Origin of the sequence: Cohaesibacter intestini, assembly GCF_003324485.1 — a bacterium.
GTDB lineage: Bacteria > Pseudomonadota > Alphaproteobacteria > Rhizobiales > Cohaesibacteraceae > Cohaesibacter > Cohaesibacter intestini.
Genome location: NZ_QODK01000003.1, coordinates 224,272 through 240,162, shown reverse-complemented (window position 1 = coordinate 240,162; position 15,891 = coordinate 224,272). Strand labels below are relative to the sequence as shown.

Sequence of the window (15,891 nt, the reverse complement as noted above, 5' to 3'; positions counted from 1 at the left end):
TTAAGGGTTCATTCAGCGCATCACCCTATATTGATCGCGCGACTGTTTTTTATCGAGGATCCTTTATCATGCGCTCTCTCATTTTGTGCATTGCCGTTCTTTTTGCATTCTTGGCACCTCAGACAGCCATGTCACAAGACGAGCATAGCTGGATGGTTACGAAGGTGACTGGCTCAGCCTATATCGCCGCCAAGCATGAAAATGCGCAGAGGGTGAAACGCGGCATGATGTTGCGCCCCGGTCAAACGCTTTCAACGCATGCAAAAACCCGGATCATGCTCAAAAGGGGCAAGGAACGGATTCAGGTCGGGCCAAGCGCAATCATGGCGATCCCGCCCGCGCGGTATAATGAAGCCGGCAAGACGACGATCCTGCATCAAAGTGGTCGACTGGACCTGACGGTCAATAAGAGGGATGTCAGACACTTCTCGGTCCGCACTCCATTCCTTGTTGCTGTTGTCAAAGGCACGACCTTTGCTGTGAATGTCAATGGGCGTGGTGCCCGTGTGTCGGTCTCTGAAGGCACGGTTGGCGTGTCAGACCACCAGAGCGGAGAAAGTGCAGACATCACCCGTGGGCAGCAAGCGAGCGTACGTGCGGTGAATGGAACAAGCACAGGGCTGACCTTGAAGGCCGCCACGCCTGCGGCCACAAGAGCATTGAATCTTCGGAAAACCAAGCAGCGTAAATCCAAAGCCAACTTCCGTGCGACCAGAAAAGTTAGCGGTGTCGAGAAAACCCTTGAGCCGGGCAGCCTGAAAACCGCCAAAGCCAGCAAGCAGACTGTTGGGAAAGACAAAGCCTCTCGCAATCTGCGCACCGGCAAGATGACAGCAGCACAAAAACGTGCTGCAGCAAAACGGGCTTATGCCGAGCGCGTCAAACAATGGGCGCTTGCCGTACAACGAAATCCACGATTGAGCCTCACACAGAAAAAGTCTGCTGCAGCCAAAGCCGCAAAAGCAGAATCGGCGGCCGCATCCGCAACAGCAAGCGCGAACTCCAACAGCAAGAGCAACGCGAGCAGCAATGCCAATGCCAACAGCAGCAGCAACGCGAGCAGCAACGCCAATGCCAACAGCAGCAACAATTCGAGCAACAATTCCAGCTCAAACAGCAGCAACAACTCGAGCAACAATTCAAACTCAAACAGCAGCAACAATTCGAGCAATAATTCCAACTCAAACAGCAGCAACAATTCGAGCAATAATTCCAGCTCAAACAACGGAAAAGGCAATTCCTGACAAGACGCGATCATGATCACATTGTGACCATGTGCACACATCTGAGTGCTAGGCAGGATGCCGTTCATAAAAAAACCGCCCAGCAGGGCGGTTTTTGTCGTTTGTGGGCCGGTGGAATGCAACCAAGCTGCATTGACCAACAGGTAGATACGGCCTCAAATCGCTCTTAGTCTTGTCACCGAGGCTCGTAGCCGACACCGCCCGCTTCGGTCAGCAGGAAGGCTTCGCCGCAGGCCTTGGCCAACTCACGGACGCGCAGAATATAGCTCTGGCGTTCGGTAACCGAAATCACGCCACGGGCATCAAGCAGGTTGAACAGGTGCGATGCCTTGATGCACTGGTCATAGGCAGGCAACACGCAGAGATGCAGATTACCATTTGCCCCCTGTGAGAGAATGGCTTTGCATTCTTCTTCCGCGTCCTTGAAATGACGGAAGAGTTTCTCCGTATTGGCATATTCGAAATTGTGGCGGGAATATTCCTGCTCGGCCTGCAGGAAAACATCGCCATAAGAAATCTTCTCATCGCCTTCGCGGCCATTATAGTTCAGGTCATAGACGTTATCGACGCCCTGCACATACATGGCGATACGTTCGAGACCATACGTCAGCTCACCGGCAACCGGGGCGCATTCGATGCCGCAGACCTGCTGGAAATAAGTAAACTGGCTGACTTCCATGCCATCGCACCAGCATTCCCAACCAAGGCCCCAAGCGCCGAGGGTCGGGCTTTCCCAGTCATCCTCGACAAAGCGGATGTCATGCAGGGCACTGTCGATGCCAATGGCTTTTAGCGAACCAAGATAAAGATCCTGAAGGTCTTTCGGGCTTGGCTTCAGCAACACCTGAAACTGGTAATAATGCTGCAGACGGTTCGGGTTTTCACCATAGCGACCATCAGTTGGACGGCGCGATGGCTGAACATAGGCAACCTGCCATGGACGCGGCCCAAGGGCACGCAGAGTGGTGGCAGGGTGAAACGTACCGGCACCGACTTCCATGTCATAGGGCTGGAGAATTGCGCAGCCGTAATCGGCCCAATATTTCTGCAGCGCAAGGATCATGCCCTGAAACGAGCGTTCCGGCTGCATATGGGGGGCTAGAATGTCGGTCATCTTCCTGTCAGTCTCTTATTGCATCATGGTTGCATCAGATTGTTTCGGGCAAAGGCCCGGCTTTGGGGCGGACCCTAATGCAATCGGCAGCAGAAGAAAAGCGGGTTTTTGGTCCTGTTCAGTCATGCTTGCAACAGATGGACGCAATCGCGCAAACAGTTCAAAGAACAATCCCGCACCGCGACATGAATCCGCACCGATTGGTGCACCTCCCTCGACAGCGATAATGCGCCGCTTTTGCACACGCCAGGCCCCTGATCTCTTTTGGTTTGTGTCGCGTATAAGGCAAACGGAACCAAGACATCCTGTTCGCCATTGCGTGAAGGGGCCATGCGCGATCAATCCTTTGCGCGCAGGTCTCGGATCCGCCTCCGCACCTTGCGTCGGTGCGCCGGGGCCAACCTGTTCGTCCCCACAATGGGTTCGCCCCTTTCGGCGCACCAGCAGGCCGGGTTCATGACGAGCCTGGCGTGCGGAGGCGGATCTCGTTTCAAGCGCCTTGGCCTTGTCAAACTTGGCTGTCGCGCTCAGGCATGCCGATGCAGGCGCAATTTGCCTGAAATTTCACCTCACTGCACAAAGTCTAATCTGGATATAACATTTTCCCTCTGGCACGATGATAGAAGGACAAATATACCTCTATTTTGCAATTTATCGGACCATACCCACCTTTTTGGAAGTAAATGCGAGATGAAATGAGCGCAGTCACCAACACCGAACCTCTGGTCACACTGGAAAAGCACTCTTTGCTTGAAGATGTTCAGGGTCTTTCCTTCGGCGTGCTGATTGCCGCCGTCGGTCTGGTCTTTCTTACCCAGCTTGGTTTTATCACCGGACAAACCGCAGGTCTGGCCCTGCTGATCTCCTATGTCACCGGCTATGATCTCGGGATTGTCTTCTTTCTGGTCAATCTGCCATTCTACTGGTTCACCTATCAGCGCCTTGGCTGGCGCTTTACGGTTAAATCCGCCCTTTGTGTCGCAGCCTTGTCGGTCTTGATGCAGATTTTACCGCCGCTGATGACCTTTGAAACGCTCAATCCCTTCATTGGCACACTCGCCTTTGGAGCGCTGACGGGCACGGGGCTGTTGGCCATCATCCGTCATGAAGGCAGCCTTGGTGGCGCTGGGGCATTGGCGTTGACCGTGCAGGAGGCAACCGGTTTTCGGGCCGGTTATGTCCAGCAATTGTTTGATGTGGGCATTTTCGGCACAGCCCTGTTCCTGCTTCCACTCCATGTGATTGGCTGGTCTTTGTTCGGCTCGATTATCCTCAATGCCATCATTGCCATCAATCACCGCCGGGATCGCTATATCGGGCGGTAAGGTGGCCCTTTCATGCGCTTGGCTTCTCTTGACGAAAGACAAGGGGATTTGTCACAAGATCTGCATTATGCTGTCTTCATGACAAGTCTCGCCTTTGTGCCAATCAAGAGAGAGTAGCATGGCCCATACATCCGGCCCCCGTTCCTTCATTCCAATGAATATCGCCATCCTGACCGTGTCCGACACCAGAAGTCTGGCGGATGATAAATCCGGTCAGGTGCTGGTGGATCGCCTGCAGGCGGCCGGACATGCTTTGGCAGACCGGGCAATCGTCAAGGATGATGTCGACGCCATTCAGGCACAGACCAAGGCCTGGATTGCAGACAAAGGCATTGATGTGATCATTTCAACGGGTGGCACGGGCTTCACTGGCCGCGATGTCACGCCGGAAGCCATGATCCCTCTGTTTGAGAAGCAAATGGACGGCTTCTCCTGGCTGTTTCACAAGATTTCCTTTGAGAAGATTGGTACATCGACCATCCAGTCCCGCGCCACGGGCGGGGTTGCCGATGCGACCTATATTTTCTGCATTCCCGGATCATCGGGGGCCTGCAAGGATGCTTGGGACGGTATTTTCGCCTATCAACTCGATTATCGTCACATGCCGTGCAATTTTGTCGAGATGATGCCGCGCCTTGACGAGCATCTCAAACGCTCCAAGTTGCAGACCAAACCTGAAGCTTAGTGCTTGCGCTTATCCGCTCAATGGCAAAAAAAGAGCGCGCTTCGGGCTTCGAGGCGCGCTTTGTCCTATTGGAATCTGAGGAAGATTTCTCGTCAGGCGACATGTCTCAATTCTGCAGACATGCGACGGATTGCGTCAAAGTCAGACAACACCTGATCCGGCTCCGGATAGCATTCCATCAAGGCGGCTGTCATGGCGATATAGAAGGTATCGACTTCGCTGTCATTGTCGAGATCGCGCAGGATCTGCAGGGCGTCGAGCAAATTCTTGCAGTCGGAATAGCAAGGGCTGCCCGATTGACCAAACCATGCCAGTTTGACATAGGCGGCAAAACGCGGCCCGCACAAGGTTCCGTTGTCAATTTGATGTTTGGCATATGCCGCGATATCTGCGACGAGCAACTCCAATGCCAAGATATCCGATGGCATAATATGACCCCCAAAGTCGTTCCCCAATAGGGGCAGTTTGCCCGAAACAGTCTTAACAAAAGCTAAAAATGGCGGTCGTTTTATGCTTGGTTAATCATAAAAATACTGCATTCTGCCAAGTGGAACACAACATGACTGCAAGTTATAAACACATAACCATCCAGAAAAGGCAGGGTTTTAAACTATAATAATCGCTGCTTTATATAGAGAAATTTGCGTAGCTTGGAACGGAGAATTTCAAACCAATGCCCATTACTTCAACTACTTGACCTTCCTCTAAGGCATCGGCAATCCGATCAAGGCGAACCAGCGCCAGACCTTTGTTGCCCGATACCTGCCCAAGTGTACCGACAGTCTTGCCACCCGCTGTTATCGAGACCTCGGCTGGGGAAGCTGCCGCAGGCAGCGTCGCTGCCCCCTCAACATGCAGCAGCCGCTTGCGCGCAATGCCGCGATGCTGCATGCGGGAGACAACTTCCTGACCGACATAACAACCCTTTGCGAAGTCAAGACCGCCGAGACAGTCCAAATTGACATCATGCGGGAAAGCGTCGCCAAACTCGAAATCGACACCGGCCTGCGGGATTGCTTCCGCGACAAAACGGGCCTTGAGGTCCTCGTGCCCTCCGTCTGGCTGCCAACCGTTTGCCGGGCCATAAAGGCGCCAGCCAAGGGCCTCTGATCGTGGATCCAGAACACCATCGGATTGCGGCTCGAAGCTATAGCCAACGCGATCCTCAAGAAGATCAATTGCAATGGCCGAGCGCAGACGATAGAGGGTCATTTTCTTGATGAAGTCTTCGACCACGCGCCCGTCAAGATCAAACAGGAAGCCATCAGGCAGGCGCGTGACAAGAAAATCGAACAGGATCTTCCCTTGCGGTGTCAGCAAGGCACCATAGCCTGCTTCACCCACAGAGACTTTGTCGAGATTGGTCGTGATCAATCGCTGCAACAGGGCCTCGGTGTCAGCGCCCGTCATGCGCACCAGTTTGCGGTCTTCTAGAAGGGTGATGGACATGGACACTTTCCTCTATGGAACAATGCAGGAACTGCTTGGTAGGCCAGATGCGGAAGGATGAAAGCCCGAGCACAAGCGAACGGCCGCGATAGCCAGCCGACCCATCTCAGATAGGCAGCCTTGTGTGGATGCACAAGGTTGCAGTTGCCGGCGGCTGGCATTGCAAGGTCGGAGTGAGGTGTGATTACCAGATCAACCGGGGCATATAACCGACAGTCTCGACATCTTCATGGTCGAGGCGATGCTGGACCCGCTCATGATCAGGTGCATCAGGATCACCAAACATCTGGGCGTGGATCCCTGAGGTGATGAAGAGGGCATCGATCTTCTGATAATGTCCACCGCGCAGGTCGGTTGGCACCGAATCCCCGATGGCGAGAATGTCAGCCTTGTCGATTGCGGACCCGGCTGCCTTGTCCAGTGCCGCCCGAGCGGCGTCATAGATTGCGGCTTCCGGCTTCCCGGCCTGCATTGTTTCCCCGCCATAGGCTTCAAAACGACCGGCCAGCGATCCGGCGCAATAGATCAGCGTGTTACCACGATCAACCACCCGGTCCGGATTGGCGCAAATCATCGGCAGCTGGCGCTTGGCAAGATTCTTGAGCAAATCATCATAATCATCCGGCGTTTCCTTGGTGTCGTCAAACAGACCGGTGCAACAGATCATTTCGGCTTCTTCTTGCGCGACCAGCGACAGGCCCAAGCCATCATAGAGTGGTAAATCGCGTTCAGGTCCCAGATGGTAGAGCTTGGTCTTGCCACTATCCACCAGCATTTTGCGGGTAATATCCCCCGAGGTCACCAAGTCGTCGTAACTGTCACGCCCCACACCCAGTTGTTCGAGCTGGGCGGCGATAGGAGCCGACGGGCGTGGTGCGTTGGTAATGAGAACAACCTTGCCGCCACTTTCACGATAACGCGTCAGTGCATCGACCGCGCCTGTAAAGGGTGTCACCCCGTTGTGAACGACGCCCCAGATATCTGACAGGATGCCTTTATAGCGCGGTGCGATTTCGGACAGACCGTTAAGACGGGACGACATGACAGACCCCATGGCTTTGGACACTGGAAAACAGGACGGATCAAAAATAGTTTGACAGGCAATGACAGCGTCTTGCTGAACACTTCTCCCCTCTCCCTTTTGCTAGGTCAAGAGGCAGGGGCGTCAAAACACAGGATAAGCTTGTTTTGCAGCCACTGAGCGAAAGGACCGGGGCAGGCCAAGGCCCATACACAGACCCTTACAGCTTTTGGATAAGTTGGGTCGGGTTTCTTTAACGGATGAGACGTTCGAAACCAGCGCCACCACCGCTTGCATCGGGGCGTGTATCACGGGTCTGCTGGTCGCGGGCAGGCTGATTGCCCAGATCCAGAAACTGACCACGATCTGTGCTGGTCTTCACGCCATAGTCATCGGAGACCGGCAGCCGATCGGGCGCTGCAGAGGCGCGTTGGCCATTGGCTGCACCGGGCAACGACTGACCAGAGCGAGCGGGCCCGTCATCCATCAAACCAGCGGCTTCGGCCAGCACATTGCGGAAATGGTCGCGCGTGCTGGAATTCTGACCGCCCTCCCGCTTTGCCATGGCACGTAAGGCCTGAGCGACACGAGGATTGTCACCCAGTCGACGCTGACTGGCTTCAGAGTCCGGCGTCGGCATGGGGGCCTGTTGGGCCTGAAGCGCTTGAGGCTGAGCGACGGCTCCATTCGTCAGGCGCTCGTTCACTTGCCCCGCACCCCTTGGACCCTCGCCTCTTTGAGCATCGTTCCTTTGACCATGCACCCGGACAGGGGGACTATCACCGACACGCGCACCGACCGCTTGAGATCGATTGTCGGATGTCCCGCCATCCCCGCCACTGCCAGCTCCCTTGACCGCTTTGGCCGGTGCGAAATGATTGCCTTGAGCCAGCTGGACATTGAAGTCGATCAGGCCGACCAACATGCTTTCGGTTTCCACATGGGTAACCACCAAATCGATCCCCTTGCGGGCCAGAACACGGGAAAAATCGGCAGGATGGATGTCGAGCCCGTGGCCGACATCGCGGCTGGTGAGGATCGGCGCGGCGATTTTGGCAAAGCGCACCCCTTTGCGGGCGAATTTATCAAAGTCCGCATTCAGCGTTGTCATTTGATCGACCGAGAAACGGAAGCCCATCGAGCGCAGCAGTTGCAGGGTTTCGTCTTCCAGAACGCCAAACGCGTTCATGTCAGCGAGGGAGAATTCCAGAATGACATGTTCGGCCAAATCTCTGTTCTGTTCGAACAGGCCACGCAACTGGGCAAAGAAGTCACCATCCGCCAGACTTGCCAGCGCCAGATTGCAAAAGCAATCGACCATATGCCCCCGGTCGGCCAGCCGCCGCTGCATGCGGAAGGTTTCGTTGATGGCAAGACGGTCGAGCATTGGCAGGAAGCCATTCTTGCGGCAGACCGGCAGGAAGATGTCTGGCGTGAGTAGACTGCCATCCTCCGACCGCAGACGGGCAAGCGCTTCATAATATTGTGGCTTGCGCATGGGCAGCGTGACGATCGGCTGCATGAACATCTCGATCTGCCCCAATGCCAGTGCACGTCTTACGGCGGCCTCATCTTCAGGCCGGATTATTTCTTCTTCCGGTTCCGGCATTTGATCTTCGGGATAGCCGTAAGGCGCTGTCCCCATGTCATGGGCACTCGGCTGGGACGGTCTTGGATGAGATGCAGGACCCTCGGAGAAAGACGCTGCCTGTTCGGATTGCTGCGGCATCGCACGGACGGATGAGCGCAGCAGGCTTTCCAGCTCCTGAACCGAGTGTTTGGCGGACTGGACAGTGGCATTGATTGCTTCGACCTTGCTATCACCTTCCTGCACCCGTTCATCCAACTCGGCGCAACTTTCCGCCAGTTGCTTGACCAGCGAGCCGATGATATCGAGCTCCGCCAGCACCGGCTCGATGTCTCGATTGACCCGTTCATCGAGATCGCTTTCCAGACGGTGGGCCAATTCGCGGACATCCTGAACCTCTTTGGTCAGGGTTAGCTTAAGGCGCGTCAGGTCATCCATCTGCTCTTCGATCATCATCCGATCGCGCACGCGGCTGATCTGATAGTGGACGAGCAGAAGGGTGAGCAGAATACCGAAGGCAACCGGTGAGGCTTCCGGGATGGAAAGGCCAAACCGGAAATACAACATCGCGCCAACAGAGGTGGAGATCGCAACCATACAAACGGCGATGAATATGGCTCCAAGCCTTTGCATTTGCTCTGCTCCAGTTCGGCATGACACTGCCATGCATTTGGATTCTCGGATTAATTTTCCGATGGCTGCAACATTTCAAGCCACCAGATCTCATCCGAACGCGACGACTGTCCTGATGTTTGACCGGTTTTATGGATCACGACAATCAACAACATGCCCGACGAATCAAGCATTTGACCTATCCTTAACCTAATCCGTGGCGCTGAGATGTAAAAGAGCTCTCGCGCCGGGTGTGGGCTATTTACGCCGATTGGCCAGCCTTTCACCCATGAGTGCAGACAATTTCACACCCATGCAGGGCGCATCTCGGCATGAGGGGGGCAGGAGACAGCCAATCAATTGGGAAAGAAAAGGCTGCCCCGCCTGATCAAAATTGGCGGAGATCAGAACAGGGCAGCGTTAGGCGCGATGACAGGAAGGCCATCGTCATCGCGCAGCAGGAACGATGCGGCGGGTTCCTGCTATGCTTTTCGAATACTAGTCCAAAGACTCAGGCTTCGAATTGTGACATTTGCTTAAACAAATAATTAACCAAAATCAATTTGGGAAAATTGGAGTTTCATCAAAATCAACGGCCATCCAACGAATTTTAAACGTCAGTGTAAAAAACCTCCGATTTTTCCGTTACCTACATGCTTACCTCACATGAAAAATCATGGAAGAAATGGTGGAAACTTTGATATTTGCGCCGTTTCGGGTGCTGTTGCGGGCTTTTGACACCTCCCTTGCCTAATCGAATCAAGTCATCGCTCCTAAAAAAGGGACAATTGGGCAACCTCACATTCCGGTGGCTTGAAATGCTTGAGCGCCAAACGGGTGCGGCGCGTGGCATAGCCGAGATTGCGGCACGCGACTGCCATGCGCTTGTGCAGGATATCTGCATAGGGACCATTGCCACGCATCCGATGACCAGAACGGCTGTCATAGTCCTTGCCGCCGCGCATTGAGCGCAGCACATTCATCACATGGCGATAGCGATCTGGATAATGCTTCAACAGCCATTCCTGAAACAGGGCATTCACTTCATTTGGCAAGCGCAGAAGAATGGTGCCCGCTTCACGAGCGCCAGCATCATAGGCAGCGGCCAGAATGGCTTCCACTTCCTCATCATTGAGTGCCGGAATGATGGGCGCCACCATGACACAAGTCGGAATGCCCGCCTCGGACAGTTTCTCAATCGCTTCAAGACGCTTTTGCGGGCTGGCTGCTCGTGGTTCCAGACGGCGGGACAAGGTGTTGTCCAGAGATGTTACCGATAAGGCGACCTTGACCAGATTGCGTTCATTAAGTGCTTTCAAGCGGTCGAGATCCCGCAGGATCAGGTTCGACTTGGTCACAATGCCAACAGGATGGCCCGTTTCGATTAACACATCCAGAATGGCTGGCATCAATTGATAGCGGCGCTCGATGGGTTGATAAGGATCGGTGTTGGTGCCGATAGCGATGGCCTTGGGGCGATAGCCGGGTGCCGACAATTCCTTGCGCAGCTGCGTCGCCGCTTCGGGTTTGGCGAATAATTTTGTTTCAAAATCGAGCCCGGCGGACAGGCCCATATAGGCGTGGGTCGGGCGGGCAAAACAATAGACGCAGCCATGCTCGCAGCCCCGATAGGGGTTGATCGAGCGATCAAAGGATATGTCGGGCGAGTCGTTGCGGGTGATGATGGTGCGCGACTTTTCCTCCTGCACACTGGTGCGCAGCGGTGGCAGCTCCTCCTCGTCAAAATCCACATTCCAGCCATCATCAACCGCCTCGCGCTGATAGGACTCGAACCGCCCTGCCCGATTGGAGCGCGTGCCACGCCCCTTGACGCGACGGCCCTTGTGGCGATCTGGATCAACCTGAAAGCCGACGAACGGGTCGGCATCTTCAGTGACATCCAATTGTGCATTGGAACGGCGGGTTGCCATGTCCCTTCTCTCCCTCATGACGATGGTGCCACCGCACCTCTGGTTGCTCGGTCGCTTGCATTCGCATTACGTGTTTTGCTTCACTTTTGTTCTTCTCGACTTTGCCGAATGATATGGAACATAGCAAGAACAATTTTCAAGTAATGGAGAAGGAAGAAAGAGTGGGAGGGAGAAAAACAAGGCGCGCCTTGTTAGGCGCGCCAGAAAGGCTTGTTGACAAGCTTGAGGGCTGACTCTCGGGTCATGTTGAAATCCTCAAGCACTTCGGGCGGGAAGGTTTGCAGGTCACGGGCCATTTGCCGCCGTTCCCTGATTCTGTTCCACCAGAGCGCAATGAGCGCCATCGGGGTGCCGAGCCCGATATAGCGGACAGGGGCGCCCTTCATCATGCGGCGCAGTTCTTTTTCGTCGATGCGGCGGAATGGACGCGTCGGGCGTGTATCCATATTTGGGGGGACTCCTTTTCTGGGTCGTTACTATGACGCCTTTTCGAAAGGAAAAAAATTGAATAATATGAACGGATCATGTGAGAAAAAGTGACATGACACCCGTTACATCCAGTTGGAGTATCTGATGGACAATCTGCCACCACTCGCATCCCTGATCGCCTTTGATGCGGTCTATCGCACAGGATCCGTCACCAAGGCAGCTTCGATGCTCGGACGGACGCATAGCGCGATCAGCAAACAACTGCATCAATTGCAGGATCATGCCGGGGTAACCATGTTCGAGAAAAGCGGCGCGGGCATCCAGCTCACACCGGACGGGCGGGCTTTTGCGCAAGTGGTCTCGAACAGCCTTGAGGACATGCGCAAGGCCTATCACAAGCTTTGCGGTGATGATGGCGCACAGCGGATCACCATCAAGGTCAGTTCCACCTTTGCGCGGCTTTGGGCTGTGCCGACGGTCGCCCGCTTCAATATCGATCATCCGGAAATCGAGGTGCAAATCAAACTAACCACGGTTGAAAATGCAAGCAACGGTGATGGCGGGGTGGATCTGGTGCTGTCGTGGGATCGGTTGACAAGCCCCCTTGCGGAGCATCCCAACGCCATCTCGCTTGGCGATGTGCATATCGGCCCGGTTCTCTCACCGGTCTATGATCATGCCTATGACGGGGGGAGCCTCAGATTTCAGACCCGGATCAGCCGACGCGGCTTTGAGCAAGCCTGGGGAAAATGGTCGGAACTGAGTGGCATCGACATCGTGTCGTCGCATGAGACCATTTATGATCTGTCTGCCCTGTCCTATGAAGCGGCAGAGCGGGCAATGGGGGTGACGCTGGCACCGAAATTCCTCATTGAGCGGGAGTTGAAAGAAGGATCGCTGATCGCCCCTGCAGGCTTTGTCCTGTTTCGCGAGGGGCTGCTGGTCCGGCCTTCGAGAGAACGGCCACGGCCGAGCAAGCATGCCATTGTTTTTCTCGACTGGCTTGAGGAAAATGGCCGTCTGGGCGATGACGGTTTCCTCGCCCCCACCATCGTCGAACCCCTCTGGGGATGAGCAACAAGGACAATATCCATGCAAATCACCCATCTGGAAGCCTTCAGTCTTGGCAAGGCCGAGGATGGCTATAGCGAAGATCGGCTGATCCGGACCGCACATCACTTTGGAGTGCTCGACGGCTCGCGTGGCCCGGGCTATGGCGAGGCGGATGTGATTACGGCAATCATGGATGACGCCGTGTCGATGATGGGAGCCGTGCCAAAAGACATCACACTCGAAGCTCTGGTCGAGGCCTTCACCGCCTTGGTGCGAGCGCGCAAGATCGAGGCTCGATTTGACGATCTGCGGCGAACGGGAGGCTTTGTCTTTTGCCTTTACTCTGCCCATCACCACGAAATCTGGCGGGTTGGCGACTGCAAGTTCCGCCTGCGGGGCGAAACGAATGCAAAATTCTGGCGGACAGAAGAATTGTGTGCTGAAACCCGGGCGATGATGATCCGTTCGATGCGATATGATGGCTTGTCAGAGGCGGAAATCATGGCGCATGAGGCGTATGACCAACTGATTGCAGCGCCGCTGTCCTGTGAGGCCAACTATCTGAACCGTGACGACGATGATGCGGCCTTTGGGGCCATTATTGGCACTGCGGTGCCAGCGCCTTTCATCGAACGCTATCCGGCCCAGTCGGGGCGGCTGGTCATCACGTCCGATGGCTATCCGGCATTGTTTGACACCCTTGCGGACAGTGAGGCGCATTTGGCCGCCTTGTTAACGCAAGATCCGCTTTGCATCGGCATCAACTTGCAATGCAAGGGCTTGGGACCCGGTAGGGTGTCATTTGATGACAGAAGCTATATCTCGGCAGATCTGGGATAAGCCTTTTGCTCCGCATGTCCGGTCACTTGCCGGAATTGCGCCCGTCTTTGCGTTCTTCGAACTCACCCGTATCGGGATCCATTTCCAGATCGATGATGTCGGCTTCGCGCTTTTCATGCTCGCGCTTCTTCACCAATTGTTCTTTCTGGCGTCGGACCAGGATTTCCTTGTTCTGCTCCCCCACCTTGGCCAACAGCTTGACCACAAGCCAGATGCTGCCAAGGGCCGACACCAACACCAGTATTTTGCCAATCACGTAATTTGTCTCCGCCGGAGGCCTTATGCGGCACCACTTGTTCTCTTGACACTTTTGTTTTTTGGGGCCGGTCGCTCATCCAAACAAAAAGCCCCCCTCGCCCATGCTTAGCATAGTGGGAGAGCGAGGCCAATTTCTTCTGATCGACGGGTTACGACATTCAGAGGCCAAGCCGCGACCAAAGAGCCCGTTCCTCCATGGCGCTGAGCATGGAATCGGCGGAGAGCCCCGCGGCAATGCGGTCAACGGGATCGCCCATTGCCAAGCCGATGCCGCCATTGCGACCACAGCCAAACCAGCCCGAAGGCGGCGCGATCAGCTTCAGTTTGGTTTTCTCGCCAAAGCGTTCCTTAACATAGGTGCTCATGTCGCCAAGGCCGTCAACAAGTCCATATTCCAGCGCCTTGTTACCGGTCCAGAAAGCACCGGTAAACAGGACATCTTCGCTTTGCGTCAGCTTGTCGGCGCGACGGTCACGCACCATGTCCTTGAAGGTTTCAAACAGATCCTGCAACAAACCGTCGAGATGGGCGACATGGTCCTTGTTTTCCGGCTGGAATGGATCGAGCATGCCCTTTTGGGTGCCTGCGGTATAGATACGGCGTTCGATGCCAAGTTTCTCAATAGCCTCGACAAAGCCGAAGCCACCGGACACCACGCCAATGGAGCCGACAATCGAGCTGGGATCGGCGATGATCACATCGCCGGCAATGGCAATCATATAGCCACCGGACGCGGCAGCATCCTCACAAAAAACCAGCACTTCCTTGTCTTTTTCTTTCGCCAGTTGGCGAATGCGCTGGTAAATGAAGCGACTTTGCACCGGCGAGCCACCGGGACTGTTGATCGAGATGGCAACAGCCGGGGCTTCCTTGACGGAAAAGGCCTTTTGCAACTGCCCCGCCACCGAGGCGAGGTTGAGCGTTGGGCGCATATGCTGCCCAGCGGCAATCGGTCCATGCATCCGAACGACCGGGATGACCGCAGCGTCTTCGGTGAAGGATTTCGGCAGCAGCTTGTTCGGCAGAACTTTACGGATGGTCTTTTTTACGCTCACGACAGACGTCCTCGGGTCATTGGTCCTGTCAGGCAAAGCCCGACGCTTGCTTAGTATCTAGGATGGTTGGCAGGGAATTTCCAGACTTAGCGGTGCTGATCAGGAATTCTCTTCAGATTGCGGTGCAAGATCCTTCACATCTGCGAACGAGTTGCCCATCACATAGCGGGGCCCCGCTCCCAGAGAAGCGGCAACATCGCCCTTGTTGTAGAGCTTGCATTTGTCGAGCGACAGGCAACCACAGCCAATGCAGCCATCCAGATTATCTCGCAGCTTGGTCAAGGTCTCGATCTGTTCCGTCAGATGATCGCGAAAGCTGCCACTGATGCGTTTCCAGTCCCTTGCCGTTGGCGTGCGATGGTTGGGAAGTCGGCCAAGCTCGTCGCGGATTTGCGGCAGGGTCAGACCGAATTGCTGAGCAAGACGGATGAAGGACAGGCGACGGATATCCGAGCGCAAAAAGCGCCGCTGGCCACCTGCATTGCGGGCCGGATGAATGAGGCCTTCTCGCTCGTAATAGCGAATGGCGGAGATGGCAATGCCTGTGCGCTCTGCCAGCATTCCGATGGACATGACGTCACTTTTCTTCATTCCTTCCAGCTCCTTGTCATCTGAATCCTTTGCCCGTTAATAAACATCAAACCCTTGGCATAGCTCGATATTTCCCCAGAATGAAATCGGCCACAGCAGGCTTTTCAACAGCCCCAAGCAAAGGCTTGACCTGAAGTTAGGTTTAGCAATTAGGCTTACTGCAGGCAAACAAAAAGTTAACCCATTTTGAACCCAACAGGGCCTTCGTGCGTTGAAGGGTCAAGAGCAACGGAGCGCTTCCTGCAAGAGCGCTTGCTTGAAAGGATCTGACATAATGGCACCCGCATCTCTGGAACACGCGAACATCACTGTCGCCAATCTCGAGCGCAGCACGCAAATGCTGATCGATCTGTTCGGCTGGCATGTGCGCTGGAAAGGACCATCCAAGGATGGCGGCACGACCGCCCATGTCGGCTCGGACGATCAGTATATCGCGCTTTATTCCAAAGGGTCCGATAGCACCATGGACAACACCTACGAAACAATCGGTGGCCTTAATCATATCGGCGTTGTCGTCGATAACCTTGATGCCATGGAAGCGAAGGTGAAGGCCCTTGGCTACCAGACCCACAATCATGGCGACTATGAGCCGGGACGCCGCTTCTATTTTGACGATCATGACGGCATTGAGTTCGAGCTGGTCCAATATGACTGATTGGCTTCACCCAATCGCCCAAATCAATCAAGAAAGGCCCT

General features: G+C 55.0%; 16 protein-coding genes. 6 read left to right on the top strand and 10 right to left on the bottom strand.

Features of this window, described 5'->3' with window-relative positions; translation table 11 throughout:
- The first annotated feature begins 68 nt into the window (after positions 1–68).
- A complete protein-coding gene (locus DSD30_RS11820; RefSeq protein WP_114009898.1) occupies positions 69–1,244 on the top strand; it encodes a FecR domain-containing protein in 1,176 nt (391 codons plus the stop codon).
- Between the two features lie 175 nt (positions 1,245–1,419).
- Here DSD30_RS11820 and DSD30_RS11815 read toward each other — a convergent pair whose 3' ends face one another.
- The gene (locus tag DSD30_RS11815) at positions 1,420–2,358 is read right to left on the bottom strand and encodes a glycine--tRNA ligase subunit alpha (protein WP_114009897.1); all 939 of its coding nucleotides are present in this window, start codon (positions 2,356–2,358) and stop codon (positions 1,420–1,422) included.
- A 695-nt stretch (positions 2,359–3,053) separates the two neighbouring features.
- Between DSD30_RS11815 and DSD30_RS11805 the strand changes: the two genes are divergently transcribed.
- The gene (locus DSD30_RS11805; protein ID WP_114010412.1) at positions 3,054–3,683 is read left to right on the top strand and encodes a YitT family protein; all 630 of its coding nucleotides are present in this window, start codon (positions 3,054–3,056) and stop codon (positions 3,681–3,683) included.
- A gap of 118 nt (positions 3,684–3,801) precedes the next feature.
- Entirely contained in the window at positions 3,802–4,368 is a 567-nt protein-coding gene (moaB, locus tag DSD30_RS11800; protein ID WP_114009895.1) for a molybdenum cofactor biosynthesis protein B, read from the top strand.
- Between the two features lie 92 nt (positions 4,369–4,460).
- Here the strand turns inward: moaB and DSD30_RS11795 are convergent, their stop codons facing one another.
- From DSD30_RS11795 to DSD30_RS11770, 6 genes are all read right to left on the bottom strand, one after another.
- Positions 4,461–4,796 carry a hypothetical protein gene (locus DSD30_RS11795; protein WP_114009894.1) on the bottom strand — a complete coding sequence of 112 codons (336 nt, stop codon included), beginning with the start codon at positions 4,794–4,796 and terminating at the stop codon, positions 4,461–4,463.
- A gap of 199 nt (positions 4,797–4,995) precedes the next feature.
- Positions 4,996–5,817, bottom strand: coding sequence for a CAF17-like 4Fe-4S cluster assembly/insertion protein YgfZ (ygfZ, locus tag DSD30_RS11790; protein ID WP_114009893.1), 822 nt, complete (start codon positions 5,815–5,817; stop codon positions 4,996–4,998).
- A 184-nt stretch (positions 5,818–6,001) separates the two neighbouring features.
- Complete coding sequence (locus tag DSD30_RS11785) at positions 6,002–6,859, bottom strand: TIGR01459 family HAD-type hydrolase (RefSeq protein WP_198662929.1); 858 nt, start codon at positions 6,857–6,859, stop codon at positions 6,002–6,004.
- A 232-nt stretch (positions 6,860–7,091) separates the two neighbouring features.
- Positions 7,092–9,059: an EAL domain-containing protein gene (locus DSD30_RS11780; RefSeq protein ID WP_157967673.1), complete on the bottom strand. Its 1,968-nt coding sequence runs from the start codon at positions 9,057–9,059 to the stop codon at positions 7,092–7,094.
- A gap of 752 nt (positions 9,060–9,811) precedes the next feature.
- A complete protein-coding gene (locus DSD30_RS11775) occupies positions 9,812–10,987 on the bottom strand; it encodes a PA0069 family radical SAM protein (RefSeq protein WP_114009891.1) in 1,176 nt (391 codons plus the stop codon).
- A 173-nt stretch (positions 10,988–11,160) separates the two neighbouring features.
- The gene (locus tag DSD30_RS11770) at positions 11,161–11,415 is read right to left on the bottom strand and encodes a DUF1127 domain-containing protein (RefSeq protein ID WP_114009890.1); all 255 of its coding nucleotides are present in this window, start codon (positions 11,413–11,415) and stop codon (positions 11,161–11,163) included.
- 127 nt (positions 11,416–11,542) lie between these two features.
- Between DSD30_RS11770 and DSD30_RS11765 the strand changes: the two genes are divergently transcribed.
- Both DSD30_RS11765 and DSD30_RS11760 read left to right on the top strand, forming a co-directional pair.
- Positions 11,543–12,472: a LysR family transcriptional regulator gene (locus DSD30_RS11765; protein ID WP_114009889.1), complete on the top strand. Its 930-nt coding sequence runs from the start codon at positions 11,543–11,545 to the stop codon at positions 12,470–12,472.
- Positions 12,473–12,490: 18 nt separating this feature from the next.
- Positions 12,491–13,291, top strand: a complete 801-nt coding sequence (locus DSD30_RS11760) for a hypothetical protein (RefSeq protein WP_114009888.1) — start codon at positions 12,491–12,493, stop codon at positions 13,289–13,291.
- A gap of 22 nt (positions 13,292–13,313) precedes the next feature.
- On the opposite strand, the gene DSD30_RS11755 is transcribed toward DSD30_RS11760, so the two are convergent.
- From DSD30_RS11755 to soxR, 3 genes are all read right to left on the bottom strand, one after another.
- The gene (locus DSD30_RS11755) at positions 13,314–13,547 is read right to left on the bottom strand and encodes a hypothetical protein (RefSeq protein WP_114009887.1); all 234 of its coding nucleotides are present in this window, start codon (positions 13,545–13,547) and stop codon (positions 13,314–13,316) included.
- Positions 13,548–13,707: 160 nt separating this feature from the next.
- Complete coding sequence (locus tag DSD30_RS11750) at positions 13,708–14,604, bottom strand: S49 family peptidase (protein WP_245418454.1); 897 nt, start codon at positions 14,602–14,604, stop codon at positions 13,708–13,710.
- 99 nt (positions 14,605–14,703) lie between these two features.
- Positions 14,704–15,195: a redox-sensitive transcriptional activator SoxR gene (gene soxR / locus DSD30_RS11745; protein WP_114009886.1), complete on the bottom strand. Its 492-nt coding sequence runs from the start codon at positions 15,193–15,195 to the stop codon at positions 14,704–14,706.
- Positions 15,196–15,469: 274 nt separating this feature from the next.
- Between soxR and DSD30_RS11740 the strand changes: the two genes are divergently transcribed.
- Positions 15,470–15,850 (top strand): VOC family protein, encoded by a 381-nt coding sequence (locus DSD30_RS11740; protein ID WP_114009885.1) that lies wholly within the window; start codon positions 15,470–15,472, stop codon positions 15,848–15,850.
- Positions 15,851–15,891 lie beyond the last annotated feature (41 nt).